Consider the following 14,079-nt stretch of genomic DNA (forward strand, 5'->3'; position numbering starts at 1 on the left):
GGCCCCCCCCCCCGCGCCGTCGTGCTGTGCCCACATGGCTGGGGGGGGCGGGGGGGGGGGGGGGGGGGGGGGGCGCGCGGGGGGGGGGGGCCCGGCCCCCCCCGGGCCCCCCCCCCACCACTCTCAGAGCAGGGTGTAGATGCCGTAACCCACGGCGAGGGCGCAGATCGCGAAGCAGAGCACCGCGACCGCCCGACCGGCGACCGGCGCGGCCCCCGTCGGACCCTCGGCGGTGGAGAGGGCGCGGATGCCGACCGCGTACAGGGCCACCACGCCGGCGCCGAGCAGCAGGCCGACCACCAGCACCAGTCCCAGGTCCGCCCAGGCGATGTCCACCATCACACAGCTCCTTTCGATGACCGGGCGGCGGCTCAGGCCGCGACCGGGACGGAGGTACGGTCCGACTCGGCCGGCCGGTCGTCGTCGTTGACGTTGTCGGCGTGCACGGCGTCGCGCCGGCTCGCGGCGTACATGGCGGCGGCGGCGATCAGCGCGACCACCGCGACCGCCACCACGCCCGCGGTGCCGGTCAGCGCCACCCGGCCGGCCAGCGCGCCGACCAGGCCGGCGGCCGGCAGGGTGATCAGCCAGGCAACCGCCAGCCGGCCGGCCATCCCCCAGCGCACCTCGGCCAACCGGCGGCCCATGCCCGCGCCGAGCACCGCGCCGGAGGTCACCTGGGTGGTCGACAGCGGGAAGCCCAGGTGCGACGAGGCCAGGATCGTGCTGGCCGCGCTCGCCTCGGCGGCGAAGCCCTGCTGCGGCTCCACCCGGGTCAGCCGGTGGCCGACGGTCCGGATGATCCGCCAGCCGCCCAGGTAGGTGCCGGCCGCGATGGACAGACCGGCGGCGCCGATCACCCACAGCGGCGGCCGGGAGCCGGCCGGCAGCGACCCGGCCGCGATGAGGGTCAGCGTGATCACGCCCATCGTCTTCTGCGCGTCGTTGGCGCCGTGCGCCAGCGACACCAGGGACGCGGAGATGGTCTGCCCGTGCCGGAAGCCGGACCGCACGTGCCCCTCGTTCGCCCGGCGGGTGATGACGTACACCAGGTAGGTGCCGATCAGGGCGACCAGGCCGGCGATGAACGGCGAGACCACCGCCGGCACCACCACCTTGGAGATCACCGACCCGAACTTGACCGCGTCCGCGCCGGCGGCCACCCAGGTGGCGCCGATCAGACCGCCGAAGAGCGCGTGCGAGGAGCTGGACGGCAGGCCGAGCAGCCAGGTGGCGAGGTTCCACAGGATGGCGCCGACCAGGCCGCCGAAGATGATGGCCGGGGTGACGACCTTGTCGTCGACCAGGCCGCCGGAGATCGTCTTCGCCACCTCCACGGAGAGGAAGGCGCCGACCAGGTTGAGCACCGCGGAGATGGCCACGGCGACCCGTGGCCGGAGGGCGCCGGTGGCGATGGAGGTGGCCATCGCGTTGGCGGTGTCGTGGAATCCGTTGGTGAAGTCGAAGGCGAGGGCCGTGACGATCACGACCACGACGATGAGGTCCATGCTGCCTCCCGGACGGGGTGTCGCCCGGGGCAGTTCTCCGGGGCACCCGACCGGGAACCGTCATCGATGTGACGGCCGGGTGAACCCTGCCCGGCTTCCCGTCAACCGGCCGCGCCGGCGCGCAGGTTCCACTCGTCCGGGCCGCCGGCCGGCTCCGGGCGGTCCCGGCGCGGTTCGGTCTCGGTCAGCTCCGTACGGTCCTCGGGGCGTACCGGCGGCGGCAACTCGCCGAAGCGCACGTGGCGCAGGAACGCGTACTCCTCGTCGCTGAACGGCTCGGCCATGCCCTCATGGTGCGCCCGTCCGTCCACCGCCGCATCAACCTCCCGGGCAGGGGTATGCGCCCCCGGAAGACCGGCGACGGGTGGAGGACGAGATGCGCGCGGTACGGATGACCAGACCCGGAGTGTTGGAGCAGGTCGAGGTGCCGGTGCCGACGGCCGGACCGGGCGAGGTGCTGCTCGCCGTCGGTGCGGTCGGCGCCTGCCACTCCGACCTGCACGTCCTGCACGCCCCGCCGGGCCTGTTCCCCACCCCGATGACGCTGGGCCACGAGATCGCCGGGACCGTGGACTCGGTCGGCGCGGGCGTCACCGGCTGGTCCGCCGGTGACCGGGCCGCGGTGTACGGGATCATCGGCTGCGGCACCTGCCGCGGCTGCCTGCGCGGGCTGGAGAACCAGTGCCGGCGCATCCCGCCGGGCGGCATCGGGCTCAGCCGCGACGGCGGTCTGGCCGAGTACGTGGCGGTGCCCGCCTCCCGGCTGCTGCACGTCGGGAACCTCGACCTCACCCAGGCCGCGCCGCTGACCGACGCCGGGCTCACCCCGTACCACGCGGTCGAGCTGGCCCGCCCGGCGCTGCGGCCGGGCACCACCTGCGTGGTGATCGGCATCGGCGGGCTGGGGCACATGGCGGTGCAGATCCTGGCCGCCACCACCGCCGTCCGGATCGTCGCGGTGGACAGCAGCACCGCCGCGCTGGACCTGGCCACCCGGGTCGGGGCGCACCACGTGGTGCCGGCGGGACCGGACGCGGTGGAGAAGATCCGCGAGCTCGTCGGGCCGGCCCCGGACGGCGCCGACGTCGTCATCGACTGCGTGGGCGTGGACCCCACCCTCACCACCGCCCGGTCCGTCGTGGCCACCGGCGGCCAGCTGCTGCTGGTCGGCCTGGGTGGCGGCACCCTGCCGGTGCGGCCGGTCGCCGACGAGCCGCCGACCATCCCGCTGGAGACCAGCGTGACCGTCCCGTTCTGGGGCACCCGGGCGGAGTTGCAGGAGGTGATCGCGCTGGCCCGGGCGGGCCTGCTCACCGCCGACGTGCAGACCTTCCCGCTCGAGCGGGCGCCCGAGGCGTACGACCTGCTGCGCCGGGGCGAGATCCACGGTCGGGCGGTCGTCGTGCCGTGACCCGGCGGCCGCTGTCGCGCCGTGCCGGGCGCGGTCAGCGCCGCTCGCGGGCCGGCAGCCGGTCCAGCACGGCCAACGCCGCGCGGACCGGGGCCCGGTTCAGGGTGTGGTCGAAGCTGGCCCGCCCGTGGCAGAACCGGACGAACATCCGCCAGCCCGCCGGCGTCGCCACCAGCGCGTGGAAGACCTCCGGCCGGCGCTCGAACACCTCCAGCAGGCGGAACCCGGCACGCATCTCCGGCACGAGCCGGTCGCGGACGTCCCGCTCGTAGCGGGCCGGGTCGCCGGCGGCCACCGCCTCGCCGGCCAGCGTGCCGGAGCGCAGCGCGAAGCTGATCCCCTCCCGGCTCCACGGCTCCAGCAGGCCGGCCGCGTCGCCGGCCACCAGCACCCGGCCCCGGCGCAGCGGCGAGTCGTCGGCCCGGCACCGGGTCAGGTGACCGGAGTCGTGCTCCGGCGCGACGTCGCCGAGACCCAGCCGGTCGACGAAGCGGCGCAGGTACTCCCGGGTCCGCTCGCCCTCGCCCCGGCCCGCGATCACCCCGACGGTCAGCACGTCACCCTTCGGGAAGACCCAGCCGTACGAGCCGGGGACCGGCCCCCAGTCCAGCAGCAGCCGACCGCGCCAGCGCTCGGCCACCTCGGGCGGCACCGGCAGCTCCCGCTCCAGCCCCAGGTCGACCTGGCGGAACCGGACACCCACGTGCCGAGCGGTCACCCCGGAGGAACCGTCCGCGCCGAGCACCGTACGGGCCCGTACCGTCTCGCCGTCGGCCAGTCGTACCCGTACCTCGTCGGCGTCCTGCTCCAGGCCGCGGACGGTGACCCCCTCGCGGACCTCGGCTCCGGCGGCGACCGCGGCGCCGCGCAGCCGGTCGTCGAACTCGGCCCGCCGGACCATGGTCACCAGCGGTACGCCGTGCCGGCGGGTCAGCGCGCGCCGGCCGTTCCAGGTGAACGTCACCTCGTCGACCCGGTCGTGCGCCGGCACCTCGATCCGCCCGGCCACCGCGCTCAGCGAGGTGCCGATCAGGCCACCCCCGCAGGTCTTGTAGCGCGGATGGGTCGACCGCTCCACCACCAGCGTGCGTACGCCGCCGGCGGCGGCGACCCGGGCGGCGGCCAGGCCGGCGGGGCCGGCGCCGACGACGACGAGATCCCAGATGATCACCAGCCAAGGGTAGGGCACCCGCTGCCCGCCGGCCGGGTCAGCACCGCCCGTCCGAGTGAGCATTCTCGGTCACCGGGTGGGTATGCCGCGGTACCCGGACCGCCCGCCGCACGGGCGGCGGTCCACGGCAGGGAGGTCACGATGCAACGGGTACGTCTGTCGGAGGCCGAGGTACGGGTGTACGAGGCGGTGTCGACGCTGGAGACCCGCGGCCAGGTGCCCTACCCGGACACCATCGCCCAGGAGGCGGGGATGCCGATCGAGGAGGTGCACGAGCCGCTGCACCTGCTCACCGAGAAGGACCTGCTGCACCGCGAGGACTCACCGATGGCCGGGCTCGACTTCGGCCCGCGGTGGTGCGCCCGCCAGATGGCGTGACCGCCGGTTTGCCCCACCGGGCCGGGGGTAGCGGTCGGGCATGCATGATCGCGTGTCCACCGGCCACCGCGCCGACGATCGGGGCCCGGTGAACGCCGGGCCCGAGGCAGACGACCGCCGACGATGGCAGGCGCTGGGCGTCGGGCTGGTCGCGGCGTTCATGACCCTGCTGGACGTCAGCATCGTCAACGTCGCCGTGCCCTCCATTGAGCGGGCGCTGCACGCCAGCCCCAGCGACCTGCAGTGGGTGCTCTCCGGGTACGCGCTGACCTTCGGTCTGGTGCTGGTCTCCGCCGGGCGGTTCGGCGACGCCCGCGGCCGGCGTACCGCCTTCGTGGTGGGCGTCGCCCTGTTCACCCTGACCAGCGCGCTCGCCGGCCTGGCGCCCTCCCCCCGGTGGCTGATCGCCGCCCGGTTGCTGCAGGGCATCGCCGCCGGCATCGTCAACCCCCAGGTGACCGGCCTCATCCAGCAGCTGTTCCGGGGCGCCGAGCGGGGCCGCGCGTTCGGGCTGCTCGGCGCGACCATCGGCATCTCCACCGCGGTGGGACCGCTGCTGGGTGGGCTGCTGATCCATCTCGGCGGCGAGCAGCACGGCTGGCGATGGGTGTTCTTCGTCAACGTGCCGGTCGGCGTGGTCGCCGTGCTGCTCGGCTGGCGGCTGCTGCCGTCCCGCCCGACCGGGCAACCGGACCGGCACAAGCTCGACCCGGTGGGTGTGCTGCTGCTCGGCCTCGGGGTGGTGCTCCTGCTGCTGCCGCTGGTGCAGCGCGAGCAGTGGCACAGCCCGTGGAAGTGGGCGTTGGTGCCGGCCGGACTGGTGGCGCTCGCCGCCTTCGGCTGGTGGGAGCACCGATACGCACGCCACCAGACCCCGCTGTTCGACCTGCGGCTGTTCGGATTGCGCTCGTACAGTCTGGGGGCGCTGATCGCGCTGGTCTACTTCGGCGGGTTCACCGCGATCTTCTTCATCTTCACGCTCTACCTGCAGAACGGCCTGGGCTACAGCGCCCTGGTGGCCGGCCTGGCGATCACCCCGTTCGCCCTCGGCTCGGCGCTGGCCTCCGCGCTCGGCGGCCGGGTGGTCAACCGGTTCGGCCGACCGCTGGTCGGAATCGGTCTGCTCGTCGTGGTGCTCGGCCTCGGCGCGGTGATCTTCGTGCTGCGCGGCTCGCCGTCGGGCTCGGTGCCGTGGCTGACCGCCGTGCCGCTGCTGCTCGCCGGGCTGGGCAGCGGCCTGGTCATCGCGCCCAACCAGACGCTCACCCTCTCCGAGGTGCCGGTACACCAGGCCGGCAGCGCAGCCGGGATGCTGCAGACCGGCCAGCGGATCGGCTCGGCGGCCGGTATCGCGGGGGTGGGTTCGGTGTTCTTCTCCGCACTGACCAGCAGCCGTGGGGACTGGTCGACCGCCTTCCGGCACTCGTTGCTGCTCGCCACCGGGATCATCGCGCTCGCCCTGGTGGCGGCCCTGGTCGACGTGGTGTGGAGCCACCGCCACGACTCCGCCACGTCGGACTGAAGACGCCGCTGGCCGGCACCCCGGGTTAGGGGTGCCGGCCAGCGTTTGGTTCGTGGGTCGTCGTGCCGGTGGTCAGCTGTTCCAGTGCTGGGCCACGAGGTCGGCGGCCTGCTGCTCCCACTGGGCGTAGGCGTCCGGGTACGCCGACACCTGCACCGTCTGCGCGGCGTCGGTCAGCGGCATGTCGGCCCAGCCGTCGACCTGCTTCAGGCCCTTCTGGAACGCCATGGTGGAGTAGATCGGATCGGTGATCTGCTCCGGGGTGCCCCAACCACTGGACGGGCGCTGCTGGAACAGGCCCAGCGAGTCGTGGTCGTTGCGGTCACCCAGATGACCCAGGTTCTCCAGCTTCGACTCCTGCAGGGCGGTGGCGATCGAGATCACCGCGGCCCGCTCGTCCAGACCCGACTTCTTCGTGGCGGCGATGATCGCCTTGGCGTTGGCGGTCTGCTCGTCGTTCAAGGGGATGCGGGACTGCGCACCCTGCACACCGTGCGGGATCAGCTTGCCCTTGTCCACACCCGGCTTGTCGGCCTGCACCGCGACGGCGACCGGCTTGACGCCGGTGGCGGGGGCGGCGTCGGCGTGCATGGCCGGACCGGCGAACACGCCACCGGCGAAGGCCAGACCAGCGATACCCAGAACACTCTTACGCAGCATGGTGGTAGCCATCAGAAATCAGCTCCTCGGGGGTTGGCCCACACCACCAGGGGGACGGTGGCACGAGCAAGCACCACGACGGGGCGCTCTCAATCAGGGGATCCGTGCGCGCCACAACCGGCGGCGCATGCACGGGGGAAAGTCTTGAGGGGTTCGGCGGCTGCACGACCGGAAGGGGGTCGCGGCGCCGGACCAGGTGTAACGACCGCCGGCCCACCATCATTCCCGGGGCCCGCCACCCACCGGCCAGGCCGGGCGGGGTGCTGCTGCGGTCATCCAGGTGATGTAACGACCCCGGCCGGCCCACCATTCCACCGCCAGAGTGCCACCCGTCACGGGACACCACCCGACACCACCACCCAGACGACGCGCCACCCACCGCCGGCCCGAACCGGGAACCGGACATCCGGATACAGACCCCCGTCGACCGCGGCAGCGGGATGCCCGTACGCGGGAGTTCGCCGAGCGCCGACGAACCGGACGTCCGGGCACGGACCGCCGTCGAGCGCGGCGGGCGGCATCCCCGTACCCGGGAGTTCGCCGCCACCCGCCCGCACATTGGGCCGGAGCACCCCGTCACCGCGGCGGCCACGCCAGGTGCCTCCCCCGGACGCTACGGACCTGATGACGTAAACGAATCGGACTCGGACGGACGCGCCCTCACCGGAGGACGCCACAAAACCGGACATGCACGCGATACCTCGCTGACAGCGCGGGCGGGCGAAGGCACCTCCATCAGACGCTTATGACCTGAACGGATCGGTTCCCGGCCGGCACGGGACGGCGGGGCCGGGCAGCCGGCTCGACACTTTCCACCGGCGCGGCTCGTCCGTGGCTACCGGATCTGGCGACGGTGATTCGTTTACGTCATCAGCTTCAAAGGGTCCACAGGAGGGACCCTGCCTGCCCCCGATCCGGCGGGAGCGACTCGTTCACATCATCAAGTCCGTAGCGTCCGTCGGAGGGAGCCGGCCCGGCGGCGCGACGCCGCGTCGACGCCGACCGGGCGCAGCCCACCGGGGGGTGGGTGCGACGCCGACGGCGGCCCCGGCGACCCACGTGACGGCCCGGCACCGCGACGACACCTCCGACCGGGCGGCGACGGCCGGATGGCGGACGCCGGCTGGTGGACGACGGGGCGCACAGCGGGCGGCTAACCACAGTGGAAGCATCGGCGAACTCTCGTCCCGGAGGCAGCGCCCGGCTGCAACCACCCGGTAGACACATGGACCATGACGAACACCATCGACCGTCGTACCCTCCTGCGCCTCGCCGGTGCGTCCGCCGGCACGGCCGTCATCGCCGGGGCCACCCTGGCCGGCGGTGCGCCCGCCGTCGCGGCGGGCGGCGCATTCCTGCACGGTGTCGCCTCCGGCGACCCGCTGCCGGACGGCATCCTGCTCTGGACCCGGGTCACCCCCACCCCGGAGGCGCTGCCCGGCTCCGGGGTGGGGCCGGACGTGGACGTGCGCTGGCAGGTTGCCGCCGACCCGGACTTCGCCACCGTGGCCGCACAGGGCTCCGTGCCGACCGGGCCGGGCCGCGACCACACGGTGAAGGTCGCGGTCTCCGGGCTGGCGCCGGCCACCACGTACTGGTACCGGTTCGGGTACGGCGACGGCTGGTCGGCGACCGGGCGGACGATGACCGCCCCGCCGGTGGACGCGGCGATCGACCGGCTGCGGATGGGTGTGGTCTCCTGCGCCAACTGGGAGGCGGGGTACTTCTCGGCGTACCGGCGGCTGGCCGACCGGGGCGACCTTAACCTCGTCGTGCACCTGGGCGACTACGTGTACGAGTACGGCACCGGCGAGTTCGACGCCGGCGGCACCGTGGTGCGGCCCGTCAAGCCCGCGCACGAGGTGCTGACCCTGGCGGACTACCGGATCCGGCACGCGCTCTACAAGACCGACCCGGACCTGCAGGCGCTGCACGCCGCGGTGCCGTGGGTGATCACCTGGGACGACCACGAGGTGGCCAACGACGCCTGGTCGGGCGGCGCGGAGAACCACACCCCGGGCACCGAGGGCGCCTGGGCGGACCGGGTCGCGGCGGCGCGGCGGGCGTACCAGGAGTGGATGCCGGTGCGGCTGGGTGAGGACGGGGCGATCTACCGTCGCTTCCGGTACGGGCAGCTGGCCGAGCTGTCCATGCTGGACCTGCGGTCGTACCGGTCGCAGCAGGCCTCGGGGACCGCGGTGGACGACCCGGCCCGCACCATCACCGGGGACGCGCAGATGACCTGGCTCAAGGCCGGCCTGTCAAAGTCGACCGCGCGCTGGAAGCTGGTCGGCAACCCGGTCATGATGGCCCGGGTGGACGTCGGGTCGCTGCCGGCCTGGCTGCTCGGCCCGCTGGGCACCCTGCTCGGCGTACCGCAGAACGGCGCGGTGCTCAACGCCGACCAGTGGGACGGCTACAACGCCGACCGCAACGAGCTGGTGAACCACCTGCTCGCCACCGGCACCCGGGACGTCGTGTTCCTCACCGGCGACATCCACACCTCGTGGGCCAACGAGGTGACCACGAAGTCGACCGGGCTGTTCTCACCCGCCGCGGCGGAGTTCGTGGTGCCGTCGGTGACCAGCGACAACGTCAACGACTTCCTGCACCTGCCGGCCGGCAACCCGCTGAGCGCGCTCGGCGCCGGCCTGATCCGCTCGACCAACCCGCACGTCAAGTGGACCGAGCTGGACGGTCACGGGTACGGCGTATTCGAGGTGACGCCGCAGCGCTGCCGGATGGACTGGTACCACCTGGCCGACCGGACCCGGCCGGGCAGCGCCAGCCGCTGGGTGGCCGGCTGGTCGGTGGGCGCCGGCTCCGCGAAGCTGCGCCGGGAGAGCGCCCCGGCGGCCTGAGCACGGGTACGACGCGACCGGCCGGTCCCCGCGACGGGGACCGGCCGGTCGGTCGGACGGGAGGTCACCAGAGCTGCTGGACGATGTCCGCCGCCTGCTCCTCCCACTGCGCGTACGCGTACGGGTATGCCGAGTACTGCACGGTCTGCGCCGCGGTGGTCAGCGGCAGGTCCTGCCAGCCGTGCACGTTCTTCAGCGCGTCGAAGAACGCCCGGGAGGCGTACTTCGGGTCGGTGATCTCCTCGGGCGTGCCCCAACCGGACGACGGACGCTGCTGGAACAGCCCCTGCGAGTCGTGGTCGTTGTACGCGCCCAGGTGACCCAGGTTGTACAGCTTGGACTCCTGCAGCGAGGTGGCGATGCCGATCACCGCGCCCCGCTCCCCCACGCCGGTCCGCTTGGCCTCGGCGATGATCGCCTTGGCGTTGGCCCGCTGCTCGTCGTCGAGCGGGACCCGGGACTGTGCGCCCTCCACGCCGTGCGGGATCAGCTTGTCCCGGCTCGGCTTGTCGGCGGTCAGCACGCCGGTCCGGCCGCCCGTGGTCTGGGCGGACTCCACCGTCGTACCCTGCCGGGCCTTGCCGGTGGCCAGCTCGATCGCGGCCACCGCGCCGGCGTGCGGTCCGCTGGTGACGGGGGCGGCCACCGCGGCCGGGCCGAACGCCAGGCCGCCCAGCGCGGCCACGCCCAGGGCGGCGCGGCGGTCGCGGGTGATGTCCAGTACGCGGCCCTTCGCGGCGCTCAGCGCGGCGCGACGGCCCTCGGTGGTGCTCAGTGCGGCCCGGCGGTTCTTCGCGATGGCCGGGAGCCATCGAGTGAAGTCGTGCTTCACGATGGTTGCCCTTTCGATCGTGTCGACGCGCTCCGGAATGAGCGCCCCTCGGGGGAACTGCCTCGACCGGCGGGTTTGACCGCCGGCGCTCGGGGGACACAACCAGCTTCGCGTGTCGGTCATTCCGGAAATGTTCGGGCCGGGCGACGGCTGCGAGCCGGGTCACCCGGCCAGCCGTGCACCGCACCCGAAACGGGGCGCGCGGCATCCACAGGTGGGTTTCGGGTCGATGCCGGGCAGCCGGATGGGGCAGAGCCCGGTCAGGGCGCGAACGCGGGCGCGGCGGAGCACCAGGGCAGCGGGCGAGCCGTGCCGAGTCTCAGTGGCCGCGGGCCAGCCACTGCGGCAGGTACGGCGCCTCGGCGCCGATCGTGGTGCTGTCACCGTGCCCGGTGTGCACCACCGTCTCCGCCGGCAGGGTGAGCAACCGGGTGCGGATCGACTCCACGATGGTGCCGAAGTCGCTGTACGACCGCCCGGTCGCGCCCGGGCCGCCGGCAAACAGGGTGTCGCCGGTGAAGACGGCGCCCAGCGCCGGCGCGAAGAAGCTGCACGCGCCGGGGCTGTGACCGGGGGTGTGCAGCACCCGCAGCGTGGTGCCGGCGACGTCGATCTCCTGCCCGTCGGTCAGCTCGCCGTCGGGCGCCACATCCGGGTGCACCAGGTCCCACAGCACCCGGTCGGCGGGGTGCAGCAGCACCGGCGCGCCGGTGGCCCGGGCCAGCTCGGGCGCCACCCGTACGTGGTCGTCGTGGGCGTGGGTGGCCAGCACGGCGACCACCCGGCGGTCGCCGACGGCGCGCAGCACGGCCGCGACGTCGTGCGGGGCGTCGATCACCACGCACTCGGTGTCGTCGCCGACCACCCAGACGTTGTTGTCCACGTCGAAGGTCTGCCCGTCGAGCGAGAAGGTGCCGGAGGTGACCGCGTGGTCGATCCGGGTCGTCACGGGAAGACCACCACCGAGCGCAGTACGTCGCCGTGGTGCATCCGGGTGAACGCCTCCTCCACCTGCTCCAGGGCGATCTCCTCGGTGACGAAGGCGTCCAGGTCGAGGCGGCCCTGCCGGTAGAGCTCGGTCAGCATCGGGAAGTCGCGGCTGGGCAGGCAGTCGCCGTACCAGCTGGACTTGAGCGCGCCGCCGCGACCGAACACGTCCAGCAGCGGCAGCCCGTCCAGGGTCATCTCCGGGGTCGGCACGCCGACCAGCACGACGGTGCCGGCCAGGTCGCGGGCGTAGAACGCCTGCTTCCAGGTCTCCGGCCGGCCGACCGCGTCGATCACCACGTCGGCGCCGAAGCCGCCGGTGACCGCCCGGATCGCCTCAACCGCGTCCTGCTCGGAGGCGTTGACGGTGTGGGTGGCGCCGAACTTCCGCGCCCAGTCGAGCTTGCGGGAGTCGGTGTCCACCGCGATGATCGTGGTCGCCCCGGCCAGGGTGGCGCCGGCGACCGCCGCGTCCCCGACCCCGCCGCAGCCGATCACCGCGACCGAGTCGCCCCGGGTCACGTTGCCGGTGTTCATCGCCGCGCCGAGACCGGCCATCACCCCGCAGCCGAGCAGGCCCACCGCCGCCGGTCGCGCGGACGGGTCGACCTTGGTGCACTGGCCGGCGTGCACCAGGGTCTTCTCGGCGAACGCGCCGATGCCCAGGGCGGGCGCCAGCTCGGTGCCGTCGGTGAGGGTCATCCGCTGGGCGGCGTTGTGGGTGGCGAAGCAGTACCAGGGCCGGCCACGGCGGCAGGCCCGGCACTGCCCGCACACCGCCCGCCAGTTGAGCACCACGAAGTCGCCGGGCGCCACGTCGGTGACGCCGTCGCCCACCTGCTCCACCACACCGGCGGCCTCGTGCCCGAGCAGGAACGGGTAGTCGTCGTTGATGCCACCCTCGCGGTAGTGCAGGTCGGTGTGGCACACCCCGCAGGACCGCACCCGGACCACGGCCTCACCCGGCCCCGGGTCGGGCACCACGATGGTGGTGACCTCCACGGGTGCGCCCTTGCGTCGCGAGATGACTCCCCGGACCTGCTGGCTCACGCTCTCCTCCTGACCGCGGTGCGAACACGTCCACGAGAACCTACCGCCGATCGCCCCGGCCGGCCCGGCTCAACCCCGAACGGCACCGACCGGTACGGCGGCCGGCTCTCCCGCCGGGCGGCGACCGCCAAGGCGGCCATCGCCCAGACCAGGCCGGCACCGCGGCGGGAGGCGGTCGGCACACGACACGCCCGCGGGGCGACAATGCGCGTGCACCGTCGACTCGGCACAATTGACTGATGTCTCCCCACCGGTGGCTGCTCGCCGACCAACTCGGACCGCACTTCCTGGACGACGAAGACCAATCGGTGCTGCTGATCGAGGCGGCCGAGCTGTTCCGGCGCCGGCCGCTGCACCGGCAGAAGGCCCACCTGATCCTCAGCGCGCTGCGACACCGCGCCGCCGAGCTCGGCGACCGGGCCACCGTGCTGCGCACCGGCACCTTCCGGGAGGCGCTGGCCGAGGTGCCCGGCCCGGTGGAGGTCTGCCACCCCACCACCCGGTCCGCGCTGCGCCTGGCCCGCTCGATCGACCGGGTGACCGTGCTGCCGCCCCGGGGCTTCGTCACCGACATGGCCGACTTCGCCGCCTGGGCGGACGGCGGCCGACGCGGGCAGCTGCGGCTGGCCGACTTCTACCGGCACGCCCGCCGCCACCACGTGCTGGTAGGGCCGGCCTCGGCCGGGCGACCCCGGGCCGCGGTCCGGTCCCGCCCGCTGGAGGCGCCCCCGCCGCCGCCGATCGTGGAGGACGAGATCGACGCGCGGGTCCGCGCCGACCTGGACCGCTGGGAGCGCGACGGGGTGCGGTTCGTCGGCCGGGACGCGCCGCGCGGCTACCCCGCCACGCACGCGGAGGCGCAGGCCCGGCTGGACCACTTCCTGGCCCACCGGCTGCCGGAGTACGGCCGGTTCGGGGACGTGATGAGCGCCGACGACCCGCTGCTCGCACACGGGCTGCTGTCGTCCTCGTTCAATCTCGGGCTGCTGCACCCGGAGCCGGCGATCCGCCGGGCGGAGGCGGCCGGGCGGGACGGCGCCGCCCCACCGTCCGCGGTGGAGGCGTTCGTCCGCGGGCTGCTCGGCTGGCGGGAGTTCCTCTGGCAGCTGTACTGGTACTTCGAGCCGCGCTTCCGGGGCGCCAACTGGCTGGCCGCGACCGAGCCGCTGCCGGACTGGTTCGTCGAGCTGGACGCCGACGCGGTGGAGGCGCGCTGCCTGTCCGACGTGCTCGCCGGGGTACGCGACCGGGCCTGGGCGCACCACGCCCAGCGGCTGCTGGTGCTCGGCAATTACGCGCTGCAGCGCGGGTGGCGCCCGACCGAGCTGGCGGACTGGTTCCAACGGTCCTTCGTGGACGGCACTCACTGGGTGATGAACACGACGGTGATCGGGATGAGTCAGTACGCCGACCTGGCCCGGGTGGACACCCGCCCGTACGCCGTGGACGGCCGGTACGTCGACGAGCTCAGCGACTACTGCTCCGGCTGCCGGTACCAGCCGGAGCGGGCGCTGGGCGATCTGGCCTGCCCGTACACCGGGGGCTTCGAGGCGTTCCTGCACCGCAACCGGGAGAAGCTGGCCGCCGACCCGCGGCTCGCCGCCGAGCTGGCCGCCCGGGACGACCCGCAGCGCCGGGACGAGGTGCTGGCCCAGGAGGAGAAGCGCGGCAGCACCCCGCCCTGACGCCGGGGCGCCGG

Annotated in this window: 13 protein-coding genes; 5 read left to right on the plus strand and 8 right to left on the minus strand. The window is 74.0% G+C overall.

Translation table 11 applies throughout. The features are described 5' to 3' along the window. Positions 1-123 precede the first annotated feature (123 nt). The 3 genes from ACFY3U_RS24300 to ACFY3U_RS24310 all read right to left on the minus strand — a co-directional run bounded on the left by ACFY3U_RS24300 (position 124) and on the right by ACFY3U_RS24310 (position 1,792). Positions 124-339 carry a hypothetical protein gene (locus ACFY3U_RS24300; RefSeq protein ID WP_387205682.1) on the minus strand — a complete coding sequence of 72 codons (216 nt, stop codon included), beginning with the start codon at positions 337-339 and terminating at the stop codon, positions 124-126. Positions 340-371: 32 nt separating this feature from the next. Continuing rightward, a complete protein-coding gene (locus tag ACFY3U_RS24305) occupies positions 372-1,508 on the minus strand; it encodes an anion permease (protein ID WP_387205684.1) in 1,137 nt (378 codons plus the stop codon). A 101-nt stretch (positions 1,509-1,609) separates the two neighbouring features. After that, the gene (locus ACFY3U_RS24310; RefSeq protein ID WP_387205686.1) at positions 1,610-1,792 is read right to left on the minus strand and encodes a hypothetical protein; all 183 of its coding nucleotides are present in this window, start codon (positions 1,790-1,792) and stop codon (positions 1,610-1,612) included. A gap of 92 nt (positions 1,793-1,884) precedes the next feature. On the opposite strand from ACFY3U_RS24310, the gene ACFY3U_RS24315 reads away from it, so the two are divergent. Beyond that, the gene (locus ACFY3U_RS24315) at positions 1,885-2,919 is read left to right on the plus strand and encodes an NAD(P)-dependent alcohol dehydrogenase (protein WP_387205688.1); all 1,035 of its coding nucleotides are present in this window, start codon (positions 1,885-1,887) and stop codon (positions 2,917-2,919) included. A gap of 34 nt (positions 2,920-2,953) precedes the next feature. Here the strand turns inward: ACFY3U_RS24315 and ACFY3U_RS24320 are convergent, their stop codons facing one another. Beyond that, positions 2,954-4,090, minus strand: a complete 1,137-nt coding sequence (locus tag ACFY3U_RS24320; RefSeq protein ID WP_387205690.1) for a geranylgeranyl reductase family protein — start codon at positions 4,088-4,090, stop codon at positions 2,954-2,956. Positions 4,091-4,231: 141 nt separating this feature from the next. On the opposite strand from ACFY3U_RS24320, the gene ACFY3U_RS24325 reads away from it, so the two are divergent. Continuing rightward, complete coding sequence (locus ACFY3U_RS24325; RefSeq protein ID WP_387205692.1) at positions 4,232-4,468, plus strand: hypothetical protein; 237 nt, start codon at positions 4,232-4,234, stop codon at positions 4,466-4,468. A gap of 40 nt (positions 4,469-4,508) precedes the next feature. Next, a complete protein-coding gene (locus ACFY3U_RS24330) occupies positions 4,509-5,990 on the plus strand; it encodes an MFS transporter (RefSeq protein ID WP_387205694.1) in 1,482 nt (493 codons plus the stop codon). A 72-nt stretch (positions 5,991-6,062) separates the two neighbouring features. On the opposite strand, the gene ACFY3U_RS24335 is transcribed toward ACFY3U_RS24330, so the two are convergent. Then, positions 6,063-6,662, minus strand: coding sequence for a hypothetical protein (locus ACFY3U_RS24335; protein ID WP_387205696.1), 600 nt, complete (start codon positions 6,660-6,662; stop codon positions 6,063-6,065). Positions 6,663-7,882: 1,220 nt separating this feature from the next. Between ACFY3U_RS24335 and ACFY3U_RS24340 the strand changes: the two genes are divergently transcribed. Next, a complete protein-coding gene (locus ACFY3U_RS24340) occupies positions 7,883-9,511 on the plus strand; it encodes an alkaline phosphatase D family protein (RefSeq protein ID WP_387205698.1) in 1,629 nt (542 codons plus the stop codon). A gap of 64 nt (positions 9,512-9,575) precedes the next feature. Here ACFY3U_RS24340 and ACFY3U_RS24345 read toward each other — a convergent pair whose 3' ends face one another. From ACFY3U_RS24345 to ACFY3U_RS24355, 3 genes are all read right to left on the minus strand, one after another. After that, positions 9,576-10,343: a hypothetical protein gene (locus tag ACFY3U_RS24345; protein WP_387205699.1), complete on the minus strand. Its 768-nt coding sequence runs from the start codon at positions 10,341-10,343 to the stop codon at positions 9,576-9,578. Between the two features lie 319 nt (positions 10,344-10,662). Beyond that, complete coding sequence (locus ACFY3U_RS24350; RefSeq protein ID WP_387205701.1) at positions 10,663-11,292, minus strand: MBL fold metallo-hydrolase; 630 nt, start codon at positions 11,290-11,292, stop codon at positions 10,663-10,665. Further along, positions 11,289-12,380: an S-(hydroxymethyl)mycothiol dehydrogenase gene (locus tag ACFY3U_RS24355; protein WP_387205703.1), complete on the minus strand. Its 1,092-nt coding sequence runs from the start codon at positions 12,378-12,380 to the stop codon at positions 11,289-11,291. Before ACFY3U_RS24355 ends, ACFY3U_RS24350 begins: the two co-directional genes overlap by 4 nt. 239 nt (positions 12,381-12,619) lie before the next feature. Between ACFY3U_RS24355 and ACFY3U_RS24360 the strand changes: the two genes are divergently transcribed. Continuing rightward, on the plus strand, positions 12,620-14,065 hold the full coding sequence (locus ACFY3U_RS24360; RefSeq protein ID WP_387205705.1) for a cryptochrome/photolyase family protein: 1,446 nt from the start codon (positions 12,620-12,622) through the stop codon (positions 14,063-14,065). The last annotated feature ends 14 nt before the right edge of the window (positions 14,066-14,079 follow it).

The sequence above is a fragment of the Micromonospora sp. NPDC000089 genome, from assembly GCF_042899365.1.
Lineage (GTDB): Bacteria > Actinomycetota > Actinomycetes > Mycobacteriales > Micromonosporaceae > Micromonospora.